Below are 25,047 nucleotides of genomic sequence, written 5' to 3'. Positions count from 1 at the left end.
TCATGTTGGCCGGAATGGCGGCTCGGTGTATTCCGCGCGAATCGTGGGCGGATGCGCCTAATGCCAATCGCGGCGACCGCTGGGCGCACGTTCGGCCCAACCGGGTTCACCCGGGTCGGGAATACCGAATCCCTGCCGCTGAGGCCAAGCTGTACGGCGGAAGCGAGGAGGGCTCAACCGTGCGCGATCTTCCCCGGCTGGAATGTAGTTCAGCCGTCAATTCAATCGGCTGCGACGACCCGCGTGGGAGCGGGCCGTCGGTGGCCGAGTTCGACGGGCTGATCTACCTTTTCCACCGGGCCGGTGAATCCGCAACGATCCATTACCGTACTTCGCCGGATGGACGCATGTGGTCGGATGACCGGTCGTTAGGTGAGCGAGCGGGAGCGCTGACGGGGGATCAACCAGTAGTTATCGCGTTCGGCGGGCGGCTGTTCGTCCTGTCGCGGGGGGCGGCGGATTCGGGGCACGTGAATGTGTGCTCGACGGACGGGTGGACCTGGGCGAAGTCGGCGCGGATCGGGCGTGGGGAATCGGTGCGGACATCGACTCGGCCCGCAGCCGTCGTGTTCGGCGGGCGGTTGCACGTGTTCTTCCGCGGCGAATGCGGCACGAACACGCTCTACGCCGTGTCCACCGCCAATGGGCGGGAGTGGAGTGACCCGGTCAACCTGACCGAGGCGACCCGGGGGGCGCGGACGGCGGGGCCGCCATTCCCGGTGGTGTTCGGGGATCGGCTCGTCGTCGTGACGCGGGATCCGGCGAACAGCCGAATCGGGGTGTGCCGGTCCGCGGACGGGGCGAATTGGTCGGCCTACGAGACGGTCGCGGGCACCGAAAACGAGGAGCACCCCGTGGCCGTGGTGCACGATTCGCGGCTTTTCGTCTTCTCCCACGGGCACGGCGGAATGGTGTGCGCGGTCTCCTGCTCGCCGGACGGCGCGTGGGGCGGACACGAGGTGCTGCCGAGGACGGCGCACTGGCCGCCGGTGCCGGTGTCGATGGGCGACCGGCTCGTGCTGCTCGTGCGCGACTACCTCGACCCGCGCGCGCTGGTCGCCACCGACGTCGAGACGGCCACCGTCACCCCGGTCGCCCAGGTCACGCGAACGCCTGCGGTGGTTGCCCGCGACCGCGGGGTCACCGTCGTCTATCGGTCCGACGGCGGGTTCGGCTCGGTCGACCTGCTCGGCGCCGACCCGTGGGGCGGGCAGGTGGTCGGGGACTGCGACGACCTGACCATCGTCCGCTACCGCGAGCACCGGCTCGTCTGCAGGCCGCTGCCGGGGCGGCCGCGGGTGCAGGTCGTGGGGCCGCGCACGTTCTCCTTCCCGACCGGCGACCGCGGGCCGCGGCGGTGCGGTGGTGGTCAGGTGATCGGGGACTACCTCGCCGTGGCTGTCGGCGACGACGTGGAGGGGGTGGTCCGGTTCTTCGACCTGCGGCCGCTGGCCCGGGGTGCTGCGCCGGTGGCGGCGCCCGCGGTGGTCGACGCGCCTGGGCGGGCCGTGGCGGCGGGGGTCACCGCGATCAGCTCGGGCGCCGACCGGCGGTACGTGCTCGCCGTGCACGACGGGCGGGCGGTCTCGATCATGGAGTCCACGCCCGCGCCGCTGTGGTCGCCGGAGTGCCGGTTCACCACTCTGTTCAGCGCTCCGCATCGGGAGCCGGGTGGGCTCGCGCTGCTGACCGACGCGGCGGGCGAGGTCCACCTGCTCTGCGGGACCGGTGAGCGCCGCCGTGACCTGCGGGTCGACTTCGCCGGGGAGCGGCTGCGCGAGTGCGGGTACGGGGTGCGCATCCCCGACCAGTACCGGGTCGAGCGGCGGTCGCTGTCGCGGCGCGACTGAGCGGCGCTTACCAGCGGAACCGATCTCTCGACCGATTCAGTGCGCCAGCCCACTTCATGAGCTGCCTCACGGGTGTCCTGCTGATTTACCGCCCGGGCAGCGAGAGGACTAGCCTGAGAGGCGGGTTCCGTATGAGATCGAGTATGGATAGAGGCGAGAGCCAGCCGTGTCCAGCAGCAGTCCCGCGTCACAGTTCGGTGCGAACGAGTGGCTGGTCGAGGAGATGTACGAGCAGTTCCTCGCCGACCCGTCGTCGGTAGACCCGGCGTGGCACGACTTCTTCGCCGACTACAAGCCGACACAGCGGGCCGCCAGCCAGGGGGCGGCGCAGGCCAAGGCCTCCGGGACCGTGACCAAGGCGCCGGAGCGCAACGGGCAGGTCGAGCAGGCCCCCGCCAAGCAGCCGCAGCCCGCTCCGCCGTCGCGCCCCGAGCCGCCCAGGGCGGCCGCGCCCGCGCAGGCCCCGGCCAAGCCGGAGGTCAAGAAGGCCGAGCCGAAGGGCGACGGCGAGGAGCGCACCCCGCTGCGCGGCGCCGCGATGGCCATCGCCAAGAACATGAACGCCTCGCGGGAGCTGCCCACCGCGACGAGCGTGCGCGCGGTCCCGGCGAAGCTGCTCGCCGACAACCGCATCGTGATCAACAACCACCTCAAGCGGACCCGGGGCGGCAAGGTCTCCTTCACCCACCTCATCGGCTACGCGATGGTGCGGGCGCTCGAGACCTACCCGAACATGAACCGGCACTACGCCGAGGCCGACGGCAAGTTCTTCGCCGTCACCCCCGAGCACGTCAACCTGGGCCTGGCCATCGACCTGCCCGGCAAGGACGGCTCGCGCACCCTCGTGGTGGCCTCCATCAAGGGCTGCGAGGGCATGAGCTTCCAGCAGTTCTGGCAGGCCTACGAGGACCTGATCCGCAAGGCGCGCTCCGGCTCGCTGACCGCGGACGACTTCGCGGGCACCACGATCTCGCTGACCAACCCCGGCGGCATCGGCACCGTGCACTCCGTGCCGCGCCTGCAGGTCGGGCAGGGCGCGATCCTGGGCGTCGGCGCGATGGAGTACCCCGCACCGTTCCAGGGGGCCTCCGAGAACACGCTGATCGACATGGGCATCAGCAAGATCATCACGCTGACGTCCACCTACGACCACCGCATCATCCAGGGCGCGGAGTCCGGCGAGTTCCTGCGCCGCATCCACCAGCTGCTGCTGGGTGAGGACGGCTTCTACGACGACATCTTCACCTCGCTGCGCATCCCGTACGAGCCGATCCGCTGGACCGAGGACATCACCGAGGGCCCGGTCGACAAGACCGCCCGCGTCATCGGCCTGATCGACGCCTACCGCACGCGCGGCCACCTGATGGCCGACACCGACCCGCTGAACTACCGGCAGCGCAAGCACGAGGACCTCGACGTGCGCAGCCACGGGCTCACGCTGTGGGACCTCGACCGCACCTTCCCGGTCGGCGGGTTCGGCGGCAAGGAGAAGATGCGGCTGCGCGACGTGCTGGGCGTGCTGCGCGACTCCTACTGCCGCACGGTCGGCGTCGAGTACACCTACATCCTGGACCCGGCCGAGCGCCGCTGGATCCAGGAGCGGGTGGAGGTGCCGCACGAGAAGCCCCCCGCTGCGGTGCAGAAGTACATCCTGAGCAAGCTCAACGCCGCCGAGGCGTTCGAGACGTTCCTGCAGACCAAGTACGTCGGCCAGAAGCGGTTCTCGCTGGAGGGCGGCGAGTCGGTCATCCCGCTGCTGGACACCCTGCTGGACAAGGCTGCCGAGTACGAGCTCGACGAGGTCGTCATCGGCATGCCGCACCGCGGCCGCCTGAACGTGCTGGCCAACATCGTGGGCAAGCCGATCTCGCAGATCTTCCAGGAGTTCGAGGGCAACCTCGACCCGGGCCAGGCGCACGGCTCCGGTGACGTGAAGTACCACCTGGGCGCGGAGGGCAAGTACTTCCGCATGTTCGGCGACGGCGAGACGAAGGTGTCGCTGACGGCGAACCCGTCGCACCTGGAGACCGTCGACCCGGTGCTGGAGGGCATCGTCCGCGCCAAGCAGGACCTGCTGGACAAGGGCGAGCAGGGCTTCACCGTGCTGCCGGTCGCGCTGCACGGCGACGCCGCGTTCGCCGGGCAGGGCGTGGTCGCCGAGACGCTGAACCTGGCGCTGCTGCGCGGCTACCGCACCGGCGGCACCGTGCACGTCATCATCAACAACCAGGTCGGGTTCACCACCGCGCCCGAGCACTCGCGGTCCAGCCAGTACGCCACGGACGTGGCGAAGATGATCCAGGCGCCGGTGTTCCACGTGAACGGCGACGACCCGGAGGCCTGCTACTGGGTGGCTCGCCTGGCGATGGACTACCGGCAGACGTTCAACAAGGACGTCGTGATCGACCTGGTGTGCTACCGCCGCCGCGGGCACAACGAGGGCGACGACCCGTCGATGACGCAGCCGGGCATGTACGACATCATCGACGCCAAGCGCAGCGTGCGTAAGGGCTACACCGAGGCGCTGATCGGCCGCGGCGACATCTCCGTCGAGGAGGCCGAGAAGGCGCTGCGCGACTTCTCCAGCCAGCTGGAGCACGTGTTCAACGAGGTCAGGGAGCTGGAGAAGCACCCGATCGCGCCGAGCCCGTCGGTCGAGTCCGACCAGCAGATGCCCGCGAAGCTGCCTACCGGCGTGTCCGCCGAGGTGCTGACGACCATCGGCGACGCGCACCTGAACCTGCCGGAGGGCTTCAGCCCGCACCCGAGGGTCAAGCCGGTGCTGGAGCGGCGGGTGAAGATGGCCCGCGAGGGCGGCATCGACTGGGCGTTCGCCGAATTGCTGGCGTTCGGCTCGCTGGTGCTGGAGGGCCGCACGATCCGGCTGGCGGGCCAGGACTCGCGGCGCGGCACGTTCGTGCAGCGGCACGCGGCGATCATCGACCGCAAGACCGGCAAGGAGTTCCTGCCGCTGCAGCACCTCGGCGCCGACCAGGGCAAGTTCATGGTCTACGACTCGGCGCTGTCGGAGTACGCGGCGCTGGGCTTCGAGTACGGCTACTCGGTGGCCGACCCGGAGGCGCTGGTGCTGTGGGAGGCGCAGTTCGGCGACTTCGTCAACGGCGCCCAGTCGGTGATCGACGAGTACATCTCCTCCAGCGAGGCCAAGTGGGGCCAGCGCTCGGACGTGGTGGTGCTGCTGCCGCACGGCCACGAGGGCCAGGGCCCCGACCACACCTCCGGCCGCATCGAGCGCTGGCTGCAGCTGTGCGCGGAGGGCTCGATGACGGTGTCGATGCCGTCGACCCCGGCGAACTACTTCCACCTGCTGCGCCGCCACGCGCTCGACGGCGTGCAGCGCCCGCTGATCGTGTTCACGCCGAAGTCCATGCTGCGCAACAAGGCCGCGGTCAGCGCGGTCGAGGACTTCACCGGCGAGTCGCGGTTCCAGACGGTGATCGACGACGCGACGGTGGACGCGGCCGCGGTGCGCAAGGTGCTGTTCGTGTCCGGCAAGCTCTACTACGAGCTGCTCGCCGAGCGGGACAAGCGCGGCGCGACGGACGTGGCGATCGTGCGGGTCGAGCAGCTGTACCCGGTGCCGGAGAAGAAGCTGGCCGCGGTGTTCGACAAGTACACCAACGCCACCGCGTGGCGCTGGGTGCAGGAAGAGCCCGCCAACCAGGGCAGCTGGCCGTTCTACGGCCTGCTCATCCCCGAGCTGTTCCCCGACGCCCCCCGGGTGTCGCGGGTGTCGCGGCGGCCGATGTCGGCGCCGTCGGCCGGGTCGAGCAAGGTCCACGAGCTGGAGCAGCGCGCGCTGATCGAGAAGGCCTTTGACTAGCGGTCGCCCGACCCCGGACCGAAACGACTAATCGTGTACTTCACCGATCGCGGTATCGAGGAGTTGGAGAGCCGACGCGGCGAGGAGGAGGTCACGCTGGCCTGGCTGGCGGACCGCCTCCGCGCCTTCGTCGACGCCAACCCGGATTTCGAGGTCGCCATCGAGCGCTTCGCCACGTTCCTGGCGCGCGACGACGAGGACTTCGAGGACTGACATGGGTATCGGCGTCATCCAGCTGCTGTTCCTGCTGCTGGTGCTGGGCGGGCTGATCACGGTGGTGGTCGTCCTGGTCAACAGCAACAAGCCCAAACAGCCGCCGTTCCCGCCTCCGGGTCCGTACGGCCCGCCGCCGGGTCCGTATGGCCCGCCCCCTGGGCCGTACGGGCCGCCGCCGCACGGCCAGTACCCGCCCGGCCCGCCGCCGGGGCAGTACCCGCCGGGCCAGTACCCGCCGCCGCAGCAGTGGGGTCCGCCGCCTAACGCCTGACGGCGACGAGCACGGCGTCGTGGATGGTGACGTCGTTGCCGTCGGGGTCGACCGCGACCCTCGGGCGGTCCTCGGCGACCTGGATGTCCCAGCCGTCGTCGACGACGCGGGTCAGCTCCTCGGCGGTGTGGAGCAGGTCGGGCAGGTTCGGCCTGCCGACAGTGGTCTCGAGGTCGCTGCGGTGGTGGCCGACGATCAGCAGCCGCCCGCCCGGCGCGACGGCGCCCGCCAGCCGCGCGTACAGCGCGTACTGCTCGGGCATGTGCAGGAAATGGGCGGACACCAGGTCGTAGCGCTCGTCCGGGGTCCAGGTGGTGAGGTCGACGTGCCGCCAGCGCACCCGATCGCCACCGGGGTGCTCGGCGGCGCGCCGCAGGGCCGTGGTGGCGAAGTCGGCGCCGGTGACCCGCCAGCCGCGCGCGGCCAGCCAGATGGCGTCGGCGCCCTCGCCGCAGCCCGCGTCGAGCGCCGTGCCGGGGGTCAGGTCGGCGGCCTCGGCCACCAGCTGCGGGTTGGGCCGCCCGCTCCAGACGGCGGTGCGGGAGCTGTACCGGTCTTCCCAAGAGGCTTCATCGAACATGCCGCCGACTATCCGCGCGCTCTCGCGGCCACGGCAAGGTTCGTTGCTGTTTCAGCAACACACGACGAGGTCCTCGTCGGCGGCCAGCACCTCGCCGGGGAACACCGCGCGGGCCGCGGCGACCGCGGCGGCGCGGTCGTTGCCGGGCCAGAAGTGGGTGAGCATCAGCTTGCGGGCTCCCGCCCGCGCGGCCCAGTGCGCGGCCTCGGTGGAGGTGAGGAGGTGGCGCGTGGCCTGCTCGGTCTCGCCCGGCCGGTCGGTGGCCTCGACGAGGTAGAGGTCGGCGTCGCGGCCGAGGTCGGCCAGCAGCGGCGTGGGCCCGGTGTCGCCGGTGTAGGCGATGACGCTGTCGGCGGCCAGGCGCACGCCCGCGTTGGGCACGTGGTGCGGCAGGAGCATGCCGGTGAGCTCGAACGGGCCGAGGCGGTACGCGCCCGGCAGCGGGTGGATGTCGAAGACGCGGTCCAGCGGCGCCTCCGGCTCCAGCCCCGTCAACCGCCGCACGACGCCCGGCGGGCAGTACAGCGGCAGCCGGTCCGTACGCCCGCCGTAGAGGTACATGCGGAACAGGCCGTGCACGTCGACGCAGTGGTCGGGGTGCTCGTGCGTGACGACCACCGCGTCGACGCCGTCGGGCGAGTGGCGCAGGAGCCGGGGCAGCGTGCCGTAGCCGAGGTCGAGCACGACGCGGAAGCCGTCGTGCTCGACCAGGAAGCCGCTGGCGGCGCGTCCCAGCTCCGGGTACGCGCCGCAGCTGCCGAGGACGGTGAGCCTCACCAGGCGTAGGCCTCCGGGGCGGGCTTGGCGCCGTTGGGGGCGGGCGCCGGGAACAGCTCGTCCAGCGCGGACAGCGTGTCCGCGTCCAGGGTGATCTCCAGCGCGCGCAGCGAGCCGTCGAGCTGGTCGACGGTGCGCGGGCCGATGATCGGGCCGGTGACGCCCTCCTGGTGCAGCAGCCAGGCCAGGCCGACGTTGGCCGGGTCCTCACCGAGGTCGGCGCACAGCTTCTCGTAGGCCTCGATGGTGTCCCGGTGCTGCTCCAGCGCCTGCCCCGAGCGGCCCGACGTGCCGCGCGACGCGCCGCCCTCGCGCTGCTTGCGCAGGACGCCGCCGAGCAGGCCGCCGTGCAGCGGCGACCAGGGGATCACGCCGAGGCCGTAGTGCCGGGCGGCGGGCAGGACCTCCAGCTCGACCCAGCGGGTGAGCAGGTTGTAGATGGACTGCTCGCTGACCAGGCCGAGGAAGTGCCGCGCCCGGGCCGCCTCCTGCGCCTGGGCGATGTGCCAGCCCGCGAAGTTGGACGAGCCGAAGTAGAGCACCTTGCCCTGCTGGCGCAGCACGCCGAAGGCCTCCCAGATCTCCTCCCACGGCGTGTCCCGGTCGACGTGGTGCATCTGGTACAGGTCGATGTAGTCGGTCTGCATGCGCCGCAGCGAACCCTCGACGGCGCGGCGGATGTTGAGCGCCGACAGGAACGTGTCGTTGGGCCAGTCGCTCATGCTGCCGTAGAGCTTGGTGGCGATGACCGTCTTCTCCCGCCTGCCGCCGCCCTGGGCGAACCAGCGGCCGATGATCTGCTCGGTGATCCCCTCGCCCTTCTGCCAGCCGTAGACGTTGGCCGTGTCGAAGAAGTTGATCCCGTGCTCGTGGGCGCGGTCCATGATCGCGTGGCTGTCGGCCTCGCTGGTCTCCGGGCCGAAGTTCATGGTGCCGAGCACCAGCCGGGACACGGACAGGCCGCTGCGGCCGAGGTGGGTGTACTCCATGACCCCAACCTAGCCCCGGAGCGGCTCCAGCCTCATCACGTCGTGAACAGCCACCAGTGCACGATCGGGCGAGCCGGGTCGGTGCGGTCGACCAGCACCTCGCGGATCACCCGGCCGCGGCGGTCCTGGGCGGAGGCGACGTCCGCGCCCGGCGCGTGGCCGTCGATGGGCGCCATGTACACCTGCCTCCCGGGCTCCAGCGACGTGGCGAAGCCGGACTCCGCCAGCATGGTCGGCACGTCGGCCGCCTCGACGGCCACCGCCAGGATGTAGAGCTGGTCCACGCCCTTCTCGCCGCGCACGCCCAGCACGTCGGCGTCGGGCGGCAGGACGACGCCGCCGAAGGCGAGGGCCTCGGACGCGGTCACTGGGGGCACGGGTTCCTCCCGGTCGGCGGTGAACAGGACGGCGGCGACGGCCAGCACCGCCGCCGCGACAGCCGCGGCGGCGATGACGGGCCAGCGGGTCACCGCGGGCCCCGCCCGGGGTCTTCCCGGGTCCCGTCGCGGGACTCCGGCGGCTCGGGGAGCTGGTGGGGGCCGGGGACCTCGCCGGTGTAGGTCCTGGGGTCGCTGGACCCGCTGATGTCGTACTCCTGGGCCACGCCCGCCCTGTGCATCTCGGCCATGTCGCTGTCCTCGACGGTGATGGGGCCGATCTCGGTCGATTTCCCGCCGTCCCAGTTGTAGCGGTCGAAGACGTGCACCTGGTAGTCCATCTGCACGATCGGCTGACCGCCGGGCGTGGCGGGCGGCTGCACGGTGGCCACCCCGGTGACCGCGTACTGGACCCCGCCCATCGCGTAGAACCAGTCCTTGTTGTCCGACGCCTGGATGTAGTGGCCCTGCCAGCCGGTGCTGAACTGCACCGGCCGCCCATAGGTCCCGTTGGCGGCGGCGTCCGCGGCGATCCGGTTCACCTCTGCCGCCGTCGCGCTGTCCACAGTGGCCTGGAAGGTGGGGACGTCGCGCAGCATGTGGTCGGGGTCGACGGTCAGCGGGGCGCCGGAGTTGCCGAGGTAGTGGTTGAGGTGCGCGGCGGCGTTGGTCAGGCCGACGGCGTCGGCGAGTTCGGCGGCCCGACTGGCCAGCGTGTGCGTGGCGTGGTCGTCGACGGTGGTCCACCACGGGTCGACGCCGTGCGGGCCCGCGCCCGGGTCGGCGGGCGGGGGCGGCGGCGGGCCGGGGATCGTCGGGGCGGCGACCGCGGCCGCCTCGCCGCGCACGACCTTGACCAGCACGTCGGCCAGCGCGGTGTCGATCTCGTCGGCGCGGCGCAGGATGAGCCGCACGCGGTCCTCCAGTTCGGCGCGCACGCGCGCGCGGCCCGGGTCGGGGGCGAACGGCGGCAGATCGGCCACCGCGCCCGCCTCGTCGATGGTGAACCGGTGCCTGCGCGCCAACTCCTCGGCCTCGCCGACGACGTGGCGGAGCCCGATGACCTCGTCAGCCGCGGCCATCAACGCGCGCCGCACGGCCTGCACGGCGATGACGACGACGTCCAGGTCGTCGGTGAGGCGGTGGCGGAGCTCAGCGGCGGCGTCCGCCGCCGCGCCGGTCCAGCGCTCGGGACGAGCCGCGGTGGCCAGGTCGTCGGCGAGCCCCGCGAGCAGGTCGCCGCGCGTCCGGAGAACCTGCTCCGCGTCGTCGAGCGGTTCCGGGCGCCAGTCGCGGATCTGGCCGTAGACCGCCATCAGAGCGGCCCGAGTCTGCTCGCCGGGACGCGCAGGTCGCGCTCGGCGTCGGCGTCGCTGTCCGCGTAGGCGCGGGCGGCCTCGCGCATCTGCTCTCCCAGGGCGCGGGCCGCGTCACGCCACGCGGCGACCTGCCCCGACCAGAGGCCCGCGACCTGCCCGATCGCCGCTGCCGACCGAGCTCCCGGCAGCGCCGACGGCACGTCGGCGACGGCTTCGGCGAGGTCGACACGCCCCGCCTGGTCCCCGGCGCCGACGGCGGCGTCGCCCGCCGCGGTCAGTTGGTCCAGCACCACCTCGTAGCCACTCATGTGCCTGCCCCTCACATGGAGTATCCCCGACGTGTCGTGGTGTGATCACGGTAGAGGATGTCCCGGGGAATGTCAGCGCTTTCCCAGTGTGGAAGGGTTTCCAGCCCGCCAGACCGCGTGCGTGAGCGGAATTCCCGGCCGGTAAGCCAGATGAGTGATCGACGGTGCGTCGATCAGGTGGACGTCGGCTCGCGCACCGACACCGAGGTGACCGATATCCGTGCGGTTGAGCGATTTCGCTGCGCCTATGGTGGCGGCCGCGACGGCTTCCGTTATGGAGAGGCGCATCTGCAGCACGGCCGTGGTCACGCAGTAGGCCATTGATGTGGTGTAGGACGACCCCGGGTTGCAGTTGGTCGCCAGCGCGATGGTGGCGCCTGCGTCGATCAGTCTGCGCGCGTCCGGGAGCGGTTGGCGGGTGGAGAGGTCGCAGGCGGGCAGGAGGGTGGCGACGGTGTCCGAGCCAGCCAGAGCGTCTACATCGGACTGCGACAGATAAGTGCAGTGGTCGACGCTCGCCGCGCCCAGCTCGACCGCCAGGGCGACGCCGGGGCCGGGGCCGAGCTGGTTGCCGTGCACGCGCAGGCCGAGACCGTGCGCCGCGGCCGCCTGCAGGACCGCGCGGGACTGGTCGGCGTCGAACGCCCCCGTTTCGCAGAACACGTCCGCCCAGCCGACATAGGGCGCGACGGCGGGCAGCATCTCGGCGATGACGAGGTCCACATAGGAGTCCGGGTCGCTGCCCGGGGGGACCAGGTGGGCGCCGAGGAAGGTGACCTCGTCGGCGGCGGAGCCCGCGATGCGGGCCGAGCGCAGCTCGTCGGCGACGGTCAGGCCGTAGCCCGTCTTGGTCTCGATGTAGGTCGTGCCCTGGGCGACGGCCTCGGCGACGTGCCGCCGCAGGACGGCGGCGAGTTCGTCGTCGGTGGCGGCGCGGGTGGCCGCGACGGTCGTGGCGATGCCGCCCGCCGTGTACGGCTTGCCCGCCATCCGGGCGGCGAACTCGGCGGTGCGGTCGCCCGCGAAGACGAGGTGCGTGTGGCTGTCCACCCAGCCCGGCAGGACTGCGCGGCCCCCGGCGTCGTGGCGGGTGTCGGCGGCGGGCGCCGAGGACGCGGGGCCGACCCACGCGACCCGGTCGCCGTCGATGACCAGCGCGGCGTCGCGCAGGGTGCCGTGTTCGGCGGTGTTGGTGGTGAGCTCGGCGATGTTGGTGATCAGCGTGGTGGTCACAGTGCCCCGATCGCGGTCGTGAGGAGGGCGGCGACGTCGCCGAGGACGTGGCGGCCCGCGCGGACGACCTCGCGCCCGTCGCGGACGACGGTGTCCACGTCGGACGCCGACGCGGCGAGGACGGCCTGGGCGGGCAGGCAGCCCGCGGTGCGGACGGTGTCCATGCGGACGGCGACGAGGTCGGCGGGCGCGCCGGGTTCGATGCGGCCCGAGTCCCAGCCCAGCGCGGCGTGGTTGGTCAGGGCCGACACCAGCTCGGACGGGCTGAACCGCCCGCGCTCGCCGGTGCTCAGCCGCTCCCCGTGTTCGAGGGCGCGCGCCTCCAGCAGCGGGTCGACGACGGCGTGCTGGTCGCTGCCCAGCGAGAGCGCCACGCCCGCGTCGGCCAGGGCGCGGGCGGGTCCGATGCCGTCGGCGAGGTCGGCCTCGGTCGTCGGGCACAGGCACACGCCGCTGCCGTTCAGCAGGCCGATGTCCCGTCCGGTGAGGTGGGTGGCGTGGACGGCGGTGAACCGGGGGCCGAGCACGCCCGCGTCGGCCAGCAGCTCCACGGGGGTGCGCCCGTACGCCGCCAGGCACGCGCTGTTCTCCAGCGGCTGCTCGGACACGTGTGCGTGCACCGGCCCGTCGAACGCGCCCACCACCGGCAGGTCCGCCGGTTCCACGGCGCGCACGGAGTGGATCGCGGCGCCCACCAGGAAGCCCGGGCCGGGCCGCAGCGCCGCGACCCGCTCGGCCCACGCGTCCGCGGTGCCGTCGGAGAAGCGCAGCTGCGGCTCCGACAGGTCCTGCCCGATGCCGCCGCGCAGGTAGCAGGTGTCCAGCAGGGTCAGCCGCACCCCTGCCTCCGCGGCCGCCTCGCGCAGTGCGGACGCCATCGCGTTCGGGTCGGCGTAGCGGACGCCGCCGGGCGCGTGGTGCAGGTAGTGGAACTCGCCGACCGAGGTCACCCCGGCCAGCGCCATCTCCGCGTACGCGGCCCGCGCCAGGTGGAAGTAGGAGTCCGGGTCCAGCCGCGACGCCACCGCGTACATCGCCTCCCGCCACGTCCAGAACGTGCCGCCGCCGTCGTGCGTGCGGCCGCGCAGCGCGCGGTGGAAGGCGTGGGAGTGGGCGTTGGCGAACCCGGGGAACACCACGCCCGGCAGCCGGGTGGCCGTGCCGGGCGCGGCGCCTGCCTCGACCGAGGCGAACACGCCGTCGGCCACGGTGACCAGCACGTCGTCGGCGATGCCGTCGGGCAGCCAGGCGTGCGGGGCCCAGTAGGCGGTCATCGCGCCAGGTGGGCGAGGACGTCGGCCAACGCGCGCGCACCGGCCTCGCAGTCGGCGTCGGAGGCGAACTCCTCCGGCGCGTGGCTCACCCCGGTCGGGTTGCGCACGAACAGCATCGCCGTGGGCACGTGCGCGGCGAGGATGCCCGCGTCGTGGCCCGCCCCGGTCGGCAGGTCCGGCACGCCGCCGAGCACGCCGGACAGTTCCTCGCGCAGGGCGGCGTCGAAGACGACGGCGTCGCCGTAGGACTCCTCGGTGACGGTCACCGCGCAGCCCTCGTCGGCGGCCAGCTCCCGCGCCGCGGCCTCGATCTCGGCCACCACGGCGCGGGTCCGCAGGTCGTCGCCCGCCCGCGCGTCCAGCCACAGGTCCACTGTGGACGGGATGACGTTGGTGCCGCCGGGCACGGGCACGATCCGCCCGACGGTGGCGCGCGAGCCCGCGATCGCGGTGGCCGCCCGGCGCGCGGCGAGGACGAGCCCGGCCGCGGGCACCATCGGGTCGCGGCGGTCGGCCATCAGCGTCGCGCCCGCGTGGTTGCCCTCGCCGGTGAACCGCAGCCGCCAGCGTCCGTGCGCGAGGATGGAGTGCGCGACGCCGACCGGCGCGTCCAGGTCGACCAGTCCCCTGCCCTGCTCGACGTGCAGTTCGACGAACACCCCGATGCGGCTCAGCGCCCGCTCGTCACGGCCCACGTGTGCCGGGTCGAGACCGGCCGACGCCAGCGCGTCGGCCAGCGTGACCCCGTCCGGGTCGGACAGCCGCAGCGCCGCGGCGGTGTCCACCGCGCCGGTCATCAGCCGCGAGCCGAGGCAGGCCAGCCCGAACCGGCCGCCCTCCTCCTCCGGGAATACGGTCACCGCCAGCGGCCGGTTCGGCGTGAAGCCGCGCTCGCGCAGCAGGTCCACGGCGACCAGCGCCGCGGCCACCCCCAGCGGCCCGTCGTACGCGCCGCCGCCGGGCACGGAGTCCAGGTGGCTGCCGGTGACGACGGCGTCGTCGCCCGGCTCCCCCCACCAGGCCCACAGCGCGCCGTTGCGGTCGGTCTCCACCGCCAGCCCGCGCCGCGCCGCCTCCTCGGTGAACCAGGCGCGCAGCTGCATGTCGGCGCTGTCGAAGCCGTGCCGGGAGAAGCCGCCGCGCCTGCCGTCCGCGCCGACGGCGGAGATCGCGCCCAGCAGCGCCGCGACGCTCACCGCGCCATCGGGACGACGACGCCCCGCTCCTCGGCGACCGCTGCCGCCTCCGGGTACCCGGCGTCCACGTGCCGGATGACGCCCATCGCCGGGTCGTTGGTCAGCACCCGCTCGATCTTCTGCCCGGCCAGCGGCGTGCCGTCGGCGACGGTCACCTGGCCAGCGTGGATCGAGCGGCCGATGCCGACGCCGCCGCCGTGGTGGATCGACACCCACGACGCGCCGGATGCGGTGTTGACCAGGGCGTTGAGCAGCGGCCAGTCGGCGATGGCGTCGGAGCCGTCGGCCATCGCCTCGGTCTCCCGGTACGGCGAGGCGACCGAGCCGCAGTCGAGGTGGTCGCGGCCGATGACGACCGGCGCGGACAGCTCGCCGGAGGCCACCATCTCGTTGAACCGCATGCCCGCGAGGTGGCGCTCGCCGTAGCCGAGCCAGCAGATGCGCGCGGGCAGGCCCTGGAACTCCACCCGCTCGCCCGCCAGCCTGATCCAGCGGGCCAGGGACTCGTTCTCCGGGAACAGCTCCAGGATCGCCCGGTCGGTGGCGGCGATGTCGGCCGGGTCGCCGGACAGCGCCGCCCAGCGGAACGGGCCCTTGCCCTCGCAGAACAGCGGGCGGATGTAGGCGGGCACGAAGCCGGGGAAGTCGAAGGCGCGCTCGCAGCCGCCGAGCTTGGCCTCCCCGCGCAGCGAGTTGCCGTAGTCGAACACCTCGGCGCCGCGGTCGAGGAAGCCGAGCATGGCGTCGACGTGCTCGGCCATGGACTCCCGCGACCGGTCGGTGAACTCGTCGGGCTTCTTGGCGGCGTAGTCGTGCCAGTCGGCGAGGTCGACCCCGCGCGGCAGGTAGGCCAGCGGGTCGTGGGCGGAGGTCTGGTCGGTGACGATGTCGACCTCGACGCCGCGGCGCAGCAGCTCGGGCAGCACCTCGGCGGCGTTGCCGATGACGCCGACCGACAGCGCCTCGCCCTCGCGCTTGGCCCGCTCGACCCGCGCGACGGCGTCGTCGAGGTCCAGGGCGAGCTCATCGAGGTAGCGGGTCTCCACGCGGCGGCGGGCCCGGTCGGGGTCGACCTCGACGACCAGCGCGACACCGCCGTTCATGGTGACCGCAAGCGGTTGCGCGCCGCCCATGCCGCCGAGCCCGGCGGTGAGGGTGAGCGTGCCGCGCAGGGTCCCGCCGAAGCGCTTGGCGGCGACGGCGGCGAAGGTCTCGTAGGTGCCCTGCAGGATGCCCTGGGTGCCGATGTAGATCCACGACCCGGCGGTCATCTGCCCGTACATCGTCAGGCCCTGCGCCTCCAGCCTGCGGAACTCCGGCCAGGTGGCCCAGTCGCCGACGAGGTTGGAGTTGGCGATGAGCACGCGCGGCGCCCACTCGTGGGTGCGCATGACGCCGACCGGCTTGCCCGACTGCACGAGCAGCGTCTCGTCGAGCGCCAGGTCGGTCAGCTCGCGGGTGATGGCGTGGAAGCTGGGCCAGTCGCGGGCGGCCTTGCCGGTGCCGCCGTAGACGACGAGGTCGTCCGGGCGTTCGGCGACGTCGGGGTCGAGGTTGTTGTGGAACATGCGCAGCGCGGCCTCGGTCTGCCAGCTGCGCGCGGTCAGCGCTGTCCCACGGGCGGCGCGGATCATTCAGTTCCTCCTCAGCAGGGCGCCGGAGCGGACGAGGTCCTCGGCCGCGGCGATCTCGGGGGCCAGGTGCCGGTCGGGCCCGGGTCCGGGGACGCGGCCGCGCAGGGCGGCGACGGCGGCGGCGGTCGCGGGCGCCGGGGTCAGCGGGGCGCGCAGGTCCAGCGCGCGGGCCGCGGTGAGCAGTTCGACGGCCAGGACGGTGGCCAGCCCGTCGACGGCCTTGCGCAGCTTGCGGGCGGCGGACCAGCCCATGGAGACGTGGTCCTCCTGCATGGCGCTGCTCGGGATGGAGTCGACGGAGGCGGGCACGGCCAGCCGCTTGAGCTCGGAGACGATCCCGGCCTGGGTGTACTGGGCGATCATGTGACCGGAGTCGACGCCGGGGTCGTGGGCCAGGAACGGCGGCAAACCGTGCGAGCGGGCCACGTCGAGCATCCGGTCGGTGCGCCGCTCGGCCATGCTCGCCACGTCGGCGACCGGGATGGCGAGGAAGTCCAGCACGTAGGCCACGGGCGCGCCGTGGAAGTTGCCGTTGGACTCCACGCGGCCGTCGGGCAGCACCACCGGGTTGTCGATGGCGGCGGCCAGCTCGCGGTCTGCGACCGTCTCGGCGTGGGTGACGGTGTCGCGGGCCGCGCCGTGCACCTGCGGGGTGCAGCGCAGCGAGTAGGCGTCCTGCACGCGGGTGCAGTCCGGGCCGCGGTGGCTGGCCACGATCGGCGAGTCCCGCAGGTACTCCAGGATGCGCCCGGCCGACACGGCCTGCCCGGGGTGCGGGCGCAGGGCGTGCAGTTCGGGGGCGAAGACCCGGTCGGTGCCCAGCAGCGCCTCGACGCTCATCGCCGCGGTGAGGTCGGCGGTGTCGAGCAGGATGTTCAGGTCGTGCAGGGCTAGGGCGAGCATGCCGAGCATGCCGTCGGTGCCGTTGATGAGGGCGAGGCCCTCCTTCTCGGCGAGGATGACCGGCTCGATGCCCGCCTCCCGCAGCGCCTGCGCTGCCGGGACGATGCCCTCCTTGGTCTCGACCTCGCCCTCCCCCATCAGCGCCAGCGCGGCGGCGGAGAGCGGCGCGAGATCCCCTGAGCAGCCGAGGGAGCCGTACTCGGGGACCACCGGGGTGATCCCGGCGTCGAGCATCGCGGCCATCGCCTCGACGGTCGAGGCCCGCACCCCCGTCCGCGCGGTGGCCAGGGTGCGCAGGCGCAGCAGCATGAGCGCCCGCACGACCTCGGTCTCGACCCTCGGCCCGGCGCCCGCGGCGTGCGAGCGGATCAGCGACCGCTGCAGCGCGGTACGCCGGTCGGCGGGGATGTGCCGCACGGCGAGCGCCCCGAACCCGGTGGAGACGCCGTAGGTGGGGGTGGTCGCGTCGGCGAGGCGCTCGACGTGCGCCCGCGTCGCCGCGACCGCGGCCAGCGCGTCGGCGGTGACCCCGACCCCCGCCCCATGCCGAGCGACGGCGACGACCTGGTCCCGACTCAGCGGACCGCCGTCGAGGAGAACTCGTTCCTGCATGCCCCCATCCCAGTCGGGATGGAGGCGCGGCACGAGTCGGGAACGGGTGAAGCTGTCTCGAATCCCAGACTCAGCGGGTGCCGATCCACTCGTTGGGCGCGGTCGGGGCGATGCGCATGGTCTCGGCGACGTGGACCAGCGTGGACAGCCTGCCCAGGTCGGGCGCCTCGGCGTAGTTGCGGACGACCAGCCAGCGTCCGCCCATGTCGACCGCCAGGGTCTCGGTCGGCGTCATGGGGTCGGTCGGCCGGTGGGTGGCGAAGCGAGCCGGTTGCCCGCGCACGGTCACCTCCAGCTCCACCTCGCCGATGTCGGGCTCCACCTCCGTCAGCTCCGCGGAGATCGTCCGGCTGTAACCGTCGCTGGAGGGTTGTCCGATGGCGTACGGGATCGGCGCGCCGGTCGCCGACCCGCGCACCCCGTAGGTGGCGACCGACGGGGCGACGAGCGCCGAGTCCCCGAACTCCAGCGACGTCCGCAGCGGCGTGGTCCGGCCAGGACGCACCCCTGCGGCGACCCGCACGATGGTCTCCCGGCCGGCGAACCCGGAGCGCGAGTCGAGCTGGTAGGCCCATTCCGGGGTGTTCCAGATGAGGATGCGCCTGTCTTCCTCCTCGGCGTAGAAACCAGTCCCGTTCGCGCCGAGGTCGACCGATTCCCACACGGTGGACGGCGAGAGCGGCGGCCGCATGGCGTGGAGGGTGAGGTCCGGCATGCCGTCCGCGTCGAGGGGGCCGGTGTGCCAGTGGCGGCTCAGCGCCGTCCCCCCCGCCGACACCCCGCGCCCCTGCTCGGTGAGCCCGGGCGGCAGCCACGTCACCTCCATGGGGAAGGTGACCTCCTGGGCGGCGACCTGGGTGAACCCCGCCGGTGGCAGGTCGGCCGGGCCGCCGACCCGCAGCAGCGGGATCGTCACCGCCACCAGCAGCACGGACGCGGCCACGGCGATCAGCGCGAAGGCGGGGCGGCGACGGCGGCCGAGGGCGGCGCGGACGGCGGACTCGTCGGGGGCGCGCTCGGCGAGGCCGTGCAGGGTGTCGCGCAGCAGGTGGTCGAAGTCGGTGCTCATCGGTGTAGCTCCTGCTCGGTCTGGATGGCGGCGCGCAGGGTGGCGACGGCTCGGGAGATGTGGCTGCGGACGGTGCCTGTCGAGCAGCCCAGTTCGGTGGCGATCTCCTCGTCCGTGCAGCCGTCGTAGTAGCGCAGGACGACCGCGGCGCGTTGTTTGCGCGGGAGGCGGGCGATGCCCGCCAGCAGGGCGGCGCGCTGGTCGATGACGATGGTCGGGTCGCTGACCGGGGGGCTCAGCGCGTCGATCGTGGCGAACGGGACCGCGACGTCGGTGCGGCGGCGGCGCCAGGAGAGGAACTCGTTGGTCACCATCCGCTTCACGTAGGCGGCAGGCAGTTCCATGCGGCCGATGCGCGACCAGCGTTGCTGGGCGCGGACCAGCACGTCCTGCACGATGTCCTGGGCCTGCACCGGGTCGCAGGTCAGGACGGTCGCGTAGCGCAGCAGCGATGCCAGCCGCTGGTTGAGGAAGTCCTCGAAGGTCACGGCGCTCCCCTCGTCGGACCTCCAACGCCGCGCGCGGTCGTTCTGTTGAGTCGTACTCTGCCCTTTCGTGGGAGCCAGCAGCGACGTGCCCGCCCTGCGCCGGGGTCTGGCGGTGCTGCGCCTGCTCGCGGGCAAGGCCGGACCGGTGGCGGCGGCGACCGTGGCCAGGGACCTCGGTCTGCCCCGCTCGACGACCTACCACCTGCTGTCCGAGCTGGTGGACGCCGGTTTCGTGACGCACCTGCCCGAGGAGCGCCGGTACGCGCTGGGCCTGGGCGCGTTCGAGCTGGGCTCGGCCTACCTGCGCCATGACCCGCTGGAACGGCTCGCCCGCCCGGTGCTTGCCCGGCTGATCGCGCGCACCGGCCACACCGCCCACCTGGGCGTCCTGCACGGCCGGGAGGCCCTGTACCTGCTGCGCGAGCAGCCCCCGCACGCCGGGACGGTGGTGACGGACGTCGGGGTGCGGCTGCCCGCGCACCTGCCCGCGTCCGGGCGCGCGATCCTCGCCCGACTGCCGGTGCCGCAGGTCCGGGCGCTGTTCCCGAACCGGGCGGCGTTCGTCGACCGCACGGGGCGCGGCCCCCGGCACCTGCCCGCGCTGCGCACGCTGCTCGCCGAGGAGCGCCGCCGTGGCTGGGCGGTCGAGGACGGCTTCGTCACCCCCGGCTTCGCCTCCGTCGCCGCGCCCGTGCTCGACCACGCCGACCACCCGATCGCCGCGATCAGCACCACGTTCCGCCACGAGTGCGCCGAGCAGTGCGGCGAGCTGTGGCCCGAGCTGGCGGCCGAGACGATCCGCGCGGCCGCCGAGCTGTCAGGGCGCGTGGGCGGGCGCCCAATGATTAAGTAGCGCTACGCACCGCCCTACGGATTGCTGCACGCGCATACGAGCACGACTGTGGCCTCACACCCTGCTCAGGAGACACCCGACATGAGAATGCGCACCACGCTGGCCGCGCTCGCGGCCACGGCGGTCCCCCTGGCGCTGGTGGCCGCGCCGTCCCACGCGGCCACCGCCCCGGACATCCCCGTCTCCGACGTCAAGGCGCACCTGGCCCAGTTCCAGGCGATCGCCCAGAACAACGGCGGCAACCGCGCCCACGGCCGCCCCGGATATCGGGCGTCGGTGGACTACGTCAAGGGCAAGCTCGACGCGGCGGGCTACCAGACGCAGGTCCTGCAGTTCACCTCGAACGGCGCGACCGGCTACAACCTCATCGCCGACTGGCCCGGCGGCGACCCGAACGCCGTCATCATGGCGGGCGGGCACCTCGACAGCGTGTCCTCCGGCCCCGGCATCAACGACAACGGCTCCGGGTCGGCTGGCCTGCTGGAGATCGCGCTGACGATCGCCGAGCAGGACCTGAAGCCCCAGAAGCACCTGCGGTTCGGCTGGTGGGGCGCGGAGGAGCTGGGCCTGGTCGGCTCGACCAACTACGTCAACGGCCTGTCGTCGACGGAGAAGGCGAAGATCGACGCCTACCTCAACTTCGACATGACCGGCTCGCCCAACCCGGCGTACTTCGTGTACTCGGCGTCCGGGCAGCCCAGCGGGTCCCTGGAACTGCAGCGACTGCTGGAGCAGGGCTTCACCGACGAGGGCGTCGACGCGGACCTGACCAGCATCGGCGGCCGCTCCGACCACGCCGCCTTCGCCCGCGCGGGCATCCCCGTCGGCGGCACGTTCTCCGGCGCGGAGGGCACCAAGACCAGCGCCCAGGCCCAGAAGTGGGGCGGCACGGCCGGTCAGCCGTACGACCGCTGCTACCACAGCTCCTGCGACACCACGAGCAACATCAACGACACCTCGCTCGACCGGCACACCGACGTCGCCGCGTACGCGATCTACACGCTGGCGGGCACCGCCCAGCAGACCGACTTCGGCGTGAGCGTCGAACCCGCGTCGCTCGACGTCGCCGTGGGCACCTCGCGCAGCGCGACGGTCCGCACCACGGCGGGCTCCGGCGGCAGTGAGCGGATCACCCTGTCGGCGACGGGCCTGCCGTCCGGCGCGACCGCGGCGTTCTCACCGTCCCCGGTGGACACCGGAGCGGACGCGACGCTGACGGTCTCGGCGAGCCCGGACACCGCCACCGGCAGCTACCCGGTGCGCGTCACGGGTACCAACGCGGCGGGCAAGGCGGTGTCCGCCGACCTCACCCTCACCATCCGCCCCGACGACCCGCCGCCCGCGGACTTCCGCATCGCGGTCAACCCGAGCGGCCTCACCGTGGCCGCGGGCGCCAACACCTCGACCCAGGTGCTGGTGACCGGCAACGGCGGGATGATCGGCGTGTCGGCGTCCGGCCTGCCCTCGGGCGTCCAGGCGACCTTCCAGCCGACGTCGGTCGCGGTCGGCTCGGAGGCCAAGCTCACCTTCGTCGCCTCCACCTCGGCGGCGCCGGGCACCCACACCGTCACGGTGACCGGCACCGACCACACCGGCAAGCAGGTCAACGCCCAGGTGTCGCTGACGGTCGAAGGCGACGACCCGCCCACCGACGACGTGCAGGTGAGCGCGTCCCCGTCCACCGGCACGGTCTCGCAGGGCCAACTCGCCCAGACCCGCGTCACCGCGACGGGCGGCACCGGCGCCCTGACCCTGTCCGCGAGCGGTGTCCCCGCGGGCACCCAGGTCTACTGGAACCCCCGCACCATCGCCCAGGGCGGCGCCAGCGACGTCTGGCTGTTCACCAACTTCCAGACGCCGACCGGCACCCACCGCATCACCATCACGGCCACCGCCGCCGATGGCGCCACCGGCACCACCACCTACACCCTGACCGTGACCCGGTTCGGGTACTTCTCGGCAAGCACGACGCCGAGGGCCTGGTAGGCGTGGGCTGAGACGGTGGGCTCGGACAACAAGTCCGGGCCCACCGTCGTTCAGCGGCGCACCCGACGAACCCGGACACCTGGCCCCAGATTCTCCACGCCCACGGCGCTGTCAGGTCCGTGAAGGGTGACTGTGACGTTCATGTCGGCGAGCGGCGTCAGGTCGATCTTGGATCGTCCATCGATACTGATGGCCCTCAACGTCGGATGTGCGGCGAGGCCGCGTAGATCGACATAACCGCAGTGGTCGAGACTCAACTCCTCCAAGGGCAGTGCCCGCAACGGGCGAAGATCACTTAGCGCCTCGGCGTCCTGGAGCGCCAGATCGCTGAGATTGCCGAACCGCTCGGTTGCCCTGGCCAACTCGCGACTGCCGCTGAGCAACGCCAAAGCTGTCGCGTCAATTTTCTCCGGTTCAGCGACTTGGTCCACCCACCGGGACCAACCGCTGTGTGTGATCCAAAGAGCCCTGAGGTTCGAGAGCGCCCGGAGGAACGAGAAGTCCTCGACCCCGTGAGACTCCGCCAACCCAAAATACCGCAATCGAGGAAGCTCTGCGAGAAAGGGCAACTCCGAGGGCCAGTCGCGAAACATACTTATCCACAAGGTCTTCAAGTTCTGCAACGAGACCAGTTCCGCGAGCGACTTCGGCGCCGACTTGCCCACCAGCCAAAGGTCAGTGAGCCTAGTCAGGCCACTGAGCGAACACACACTACCGGCGGCGTCATCGTCCATCCAGAGATTCACGATGCACTTGCGAAGGTTCCGCAGCAGGTGCAACTGAGGAACCGCGCCGATAGGCACCTCCGCGCGGTGTTCGGCGAGGGGCGCGTCGGCCAAGACCTGACGCGCGTAGGACTCCGGGTCGAAGTACTGCCAGGCGCGGACCAGTTCAGCCAGGACCTCCGGGCGCGGATCGTCCGCGTACCCGCGCAACACCTCGATGGCCCGCGGGCCGTTGACGAGCGCCGCCGTCCGCGCGCAGGCCGCCGCTTGGGCCGCGGTCAGTTCGGACACGGTGTCCGGGAGGTAGGCAAGGACCGACTCGCCGACGGCGGCCAGGGAACGGCTCTCGCGGACGTTGCGCGGCGGGATGACCCGCTGGACGCGGTCGGTCACGCGGGCCAGCACCTCCGGCGGCGCCAGGATCGCGGTCTCCTTGCACGCTGCCGCCACCAGGACGAGCTGGCGGGCCTTCCGCTTGTCCGCGGCGTCGATGATGCCGGCGAGCAGGCGGCCCCGCTGCTCGGCGCTGCCCTGCGCGCACGCCATGATCACGGTCTCGCGCCAGAGGTCCGAGGACGCGTGGCGGACGAGCAGGTCGATGCTGTCGCGGTGGACGGCCTCGCGCGCGGCCAGGTACTCCTGGAACGTCCGGTGGATGAAGTCGATCCGGCCCTCCGCGGGCTGCCGGATCACCCCGCTGCGCTCGACGAGGTGGACGAGCAGCGTCTCGGCGTCGTCCTGCAGGTTCGGCATCCCGGGCAGCCGCTCGGCCAGCCGCGCAAGCGCTTGCTCCCGGCTCATCTCGGCGCGGCCGTTCTCGTTGAGCCACCAGGCCAGCACCTGCAGCAGTTCCAGCTTCTCGTTCACCGACGCCTGGATCTCCCCGACCACGCTGCGGTCGGCGTCTCTGCGCTCCAGCAGCATCTCCAGCGCCGCCGAGTACAGGGCGACCCGATCGCGCGGCAGCCTCGACCGCCGGTCCAGGTTGAGCGCGCACAACATCGCGCACAGCAGCGGGCTCCGCGCCAGCGCCCGCAGGTGCGCGTGGGTCTGCAACTGCGACAGCAGCGCGCGCTCGTACTGCGGCACCTCCTCGCGGCGGCACGGCAGCAGCTCGGCGTCGGGCGCCGAGTCCAGCAGCGCCGAATGCCACCGGCGCAGGAAGATCCGCACGTCCCCGGGCGTCATCGGTTCCAGGACGATGGACCGGAATCCCTCGTGGACCAGCCACTTCGGCGTTACCGCCGTCGGCCGCGACGTCACCACGACCCGCACGTCCGGGTAGCTGGCCAGCAGCTCGCCCAGCCAGGCGCGGACGGCCGGGCGGCGCTTGGCCACCAGCTCGTCGACGCCGTCGACCAGCAGCAGCGCCTTGCCCGACTCGAACTGGCGGTGCACCCACCCCTCCGGCACGGGACCGCACTGGGGCGAACTCGGCTGGTCGAGCAGTTCGTCACCGCGCGGGAGCCGGTCGGTCGAGAAGTCGCGCAGCTTCACGAGGAACGGCACGCACTCGTTCCACTCCTGCAACTGCCCGGTGAACCCCGACCGCGCGGCGTTGACCGCGAGCCACCGGAGCAGCGTCGACTTGCCCGCCCCGGCTTCTCCGCGGACAACGGTCAACCTGCTGTCATCCAGCGCGGCCTCGACGCGAAGATTCTCGCCCGGGTGGTGCTGGACGGTGTCCCGGTGGAACCACCGCTCCTCGTACTGCGCCCGCCGAGGACGCTTGTTGTCGGTCGTGGCCGACAGGCTGAGATAGGCCACGCTCAACGTTGTCCGAGGCTGGAACGAGTGCGTGGTCAGCCCGATGACGTCGAGCTTGTTGTACGAGCGGACGACCCGATCCAGGTAGCGGGACCGGAACTCGTCGTCGAGCGCCTGCCCGCGTGGTGCCGACGGCGCGGGCACCCGCTCCAGCAGCTCTTCCACGCCCTCCAACACGGTCCGGAGCCTGCCCAGCGTCTCCACCGCCACCGCGGCGTCGAACTCGGGCAGCTCGCGGGTCAGGTGCACCAGGACGATGCACGCCCGGTCGAGGGCGGCGTCGGAGAACCGCTGCGCCCTCGCCGACAGGCCCGCCCGGTCGACCGGCTGCTGCTCCCGCACCGCCCGCGCCAGCGCGCCCGCGTCGAGGTCGACCGCGAACAGCGCGGCGTCGGAGAGGTCGGCGTCCTCCAGCGCGTCGGAGACCGCCAGCAGCGCGGCCTCCCTCTCGTTCTCCGGCAGGCCATGGCCGAGGCGGGCGAGTTCGGGCGCGAGCCGCTCGGCGACGTCATCCTCGATGCGCAGGAGCGAGTCGAGCACGTCGCGTTCCTGCCTGCGGACCGGGAAGCGGGCGCGGATCAGCCGCGTCAGGTCCCGACCGCGCCTGCTGTCGGCCTTCCGCTCCGCGAACCAGTGCAGGGCGAGCTGCTTGGCCACCGACTGGCCGATCTTCAACGCACCTTCGGCGATCACCCGTCAGATGATCCACCATGCGCGCGGCCCCGCGCCCCAGACGGGACGCGGGGCCGGTTTCGCGGAACCTCGAAGACCGACCG

At 72.6% G+C, this 25,047-nt stretch carries 20 protein-coding genes; 6 read left to right on the top strand and 14 right to left on the bottom strand.

Features of this window, described 5'->3' with window-relative positions:
• Positions 1–2 precede the first annotated feature (2 nt).
• The 4 genes from IEY98_RS09665 to IEY98_RS09650 all read left to right on the top strand — a co-directional run bounded on the left by IEY98_RS09665 (position 3) and on the right by IEY98_RS09650 (position 6,181).
• Complete coding sequence (locus IEY98_RS09665; RefSeq protein WP_505606712.1) at positions 3–1,850, top strand: DUF8189 domain-containing protein; 1,848 nt, start codon at positions 3–5, stop codon at positions 1,848–1,850.
• Positions 1,851–2,016: 166 nt separating this feature from the next.
• A complete protein-coding gene (locus IEY98_RS09660) occupies positions 2,017–5,694 on the top strand; it encodes a multifunctional oxoglutarate decarboxylase/oxoglutarate dehydrogenase thiamine pyrophosphate-binding subunit/dihydrolipoyllysine-residue succinyltransferase subunit (protein WP_189209864.1) in 3,678 nt (1,225 codons plus the stop codon).
• Positions 5,695–5,727: 33 nt separating this feature from the next.
• The gene (locus IEY98_RS09655) at positions 5,728–5,907 is read left to right on the top strand and encodes a DUF6104 family protein (protein ID WP_189209863.1); all 180 of its coding nucleotides are present in this window, start codon (positions 5,728–5,730) and stop codon (positions 5,905–5,907) included.
• 1 nt (position 5,908) lies between these two features.
• Positions 5,909–6,181 carry a hypothetical protein gene (locus tag IEY98_RS09650; protein WP_189209862.1) on the top strand — a complete coding sequence of 91 codons (273 nt, stop codon included), beginning with the start codon at positions 5,909–5,911 and terminating at the stop codon, positions 6,179–6,181.
• Here the strand turns inward: IEY98_RS09650 and IEY98_RS09645 are convergent.
• The 13 genes from IEY98_RS09645 to IEY98_RS09585 form a co-directional block, all read right to left on the bottom strand.
• Entirely contained in the window at positions 6,171–6,761 is a 591-nt protein-coding gene (locus IEY98_RS09645; protein WP_189209861.1) for a class I SAM-dependent methyltransferase, read from the bottom strand. The two genes, IEY98_RS09650 and IEY98_RS09645, sit on opposite strands and share 11 nt — an antisense overlap.
• A 51-nt stretch (positions 6,762–6,812) precedes the next feature.
• On the bottom strand, positions 6,813–7,541 hold the full coding sequence (locus IEY98_RS09640; protein WP_189210168.1) for an MBL fold metallo-hydrolase: 729 nt from the start codon (positions 7,539–7,541) through the stop codon (positions 6,813–6,815).
• A complete protein-coding gene (locus tag IEY98_RS09635) occupies positions 7,535–8,527 on the bottom strand; it encodes an aldo/keto reductase (protein ID WP_189209860.1) in 993 nt (330 codons plus the stop codon). Before IEY98_RS09635 ends, IEY98_RS09640 begins: the two co-directional genes overlap by 7 nt.
• Before the next feature lie 35 nt (positions 8,528–8,562).
• Positions 8,563–8,997, bottom strand: coding sequence for a hypothetical protein (locus IEY98_RS09630; RefSeq protein ID WP_229786703.1), 435 nt, complete (start codon positions 8,995–8,997; stop codon positions 8,563–8,565).
• Positions 8,994–10,220 (bottom strand): hypothetical protein, encoded by a 1,227-nt coding sequence (locus IEY98_RS09625; protein ID WP_189209859.1) that lies wholly within the window; start codon positions 10,218–10,220, stop codon positions 8,994–8,996. The genes IEY98_RS09630 and IEY98_RS09625 overlap by 4 nt, the downstream gene beginning before the upstream one ends.
• A complete protein-coding gene (locus IEY98_RS09620; RefSeq protein ID WP_189209858.1) occupies positions 10,220–10,531 on the bottom strand; it encodes a hypothetical protein in 312 nt (103 codons plus the stop codon). Before IEY98_RS09620 ends, IEY98_RS09625 begins: the two co-directional genes overlap by 1 nt.
• A gap of 72 nt (positions 10,532–10,603) precedes the next feature.
• A complete protein-coding gene (gene hutI / locus IEY98_RS09615) occupies positions 10,604–11,764 on the bottom strand; it encodes an imidazolonepropionase (protein ID WP_189209857.1) in 1,161 nt (386 codons plus the stop codon).
• Positions 11,761–13,038 (bottom strand): formimidoylglutamate deiminase, encoded by a 1,278-nt coding sequence (locus IEY98_RS09610; protein WP_189209856.1) that lies wholly within the window; start codon positions 13,036–13,038, stop codon positions 11,761–11,763. Before IEY98_RS09610 ends, hutI begins: the two co-directional genes overlap by 4 nt.
• Positions 13,035–14,234 (bottom strand): allantoate amidohydrolase, encoded by a 1,200-nt coding sequence (locus IEY98_RS09605; RefSeq protein ID WP_189209855.1) that lies wholly within the window; start codon positions 14,232–14,234, stop codon positions 13,035–13,037. The genes IEY98_RS09610 and IEY98_RS09605 overlap by 4 nt, the downstream gene beginning before the upstream one ends.
• Complete coding sequence (gene hutU / locus IEY98_RS09600) at positions 14,231–15,868, bottom strand: urocanate hydratase (protein WP_189209854.1); 1,638 nt, start codon at positions 15,866–15,868, stop codon at positions 14,231–14,233. The genes IEY98_RS09605 and hutU overlap by 4 nt, the downstream gene beginning before the upstream one ends.
• Positions 15,869–17,383, bottom strand: coding sequence for a histidine ammonia-lyase (hutH, locus tag IEY98_RS09595; RefSeq protein WP_189209853.1), 1,515 nt, complete (start codon positions 17,381–17,383; stop codon positions 15,869–15,871).
• 70 nt (positions 17,384–17,453) lie between these two features.
• The gene (locus IEY98_RS09590; RefSeq protein WP_189209852.1) at positions 17,454–18,452 is read right to left on the bottom strand and encodes a hypothetical protein; all 999 of its coding nucleotides are present in this window, start codon (positions 18,450–18,452) and stop codon (positions 17,454–17,456) included.
• Positions 18,449–18,940: a SigE family RNA polymerase sigma factor gene (locus IEY98_RS09585; protein ID WP_189209851.1), complete on the bottom strand. Its 492-nt coding sequence runs from the start codon at positions 18,938–18,940 to the stop codon at positions 18,449–18,451. The genes IEY98_RS09590 and IEY98_RS09585 overlap by 4 nt, the downstream gene beginning before the upstream one ends.
• A gap of 67 nt (positions 18,941–19,007) precedes the next feature.
• Here IEY98_RS09585 and IEY98_RS09580 point away from each other — a divergent pair, with 67 nt between their 5' ends.
• The gene (locus tag IEY98_RS09580) at positions 19,008–19,793 is read left to right on the top strand and encodes an IclR family transcriptional regulator (protein ID WP_189209850.1); all 786 of its coding nucleotides are present in this window, start codon (positions 19,008–19,010) and stop codon (positions 19,791–19,793) included.
• A gap of 81 nt (positions 19,794–19,874) precedes the next feature.
• Positions 19,875–21,779, top strand: a complete 1,905-nt coding sequence (locus IEY98_RS09575; protein ID WP_189209849.1) for a M28 family peptidase — start codon at positions 19,875–19,877, stop codon at positions 21,777–21,779.
• Between the two features lie 50 nt (positions 21,780–21,829).
• Here IEY98_RS09575 and IEY98_RS09570 read toward each other — a convergent pair whose 3' ends face one another.
• Positions 21,830–24,964, bottom strand: a complete 3,135-nt coding sequence (locus IEY98_RS09570) for an NACHT domain-containing protein (protein WP_189209848.1) — start codon at positions 24,962–24,964, stop codon at positions 21,830–21,832.
• Positions 24,965–25,047: the final 83 nt, after the last annotated feature.

Source organism: Actinokineospora fastidiosa, from assembly GCF_014648415.1.
Classification (GTDB): Bacteria; Actinomycetota; Actinomycetes; order Mycobacteriales; family Pseudonocardiaceae; genus Actinokineospora; species Actinokineospora fastidiosa.
The sequence above is the reverse complement of the archived record's forward strand: the minus strand, read 5'-3'. Positions and strand labels throughout refer to the sequence as shown.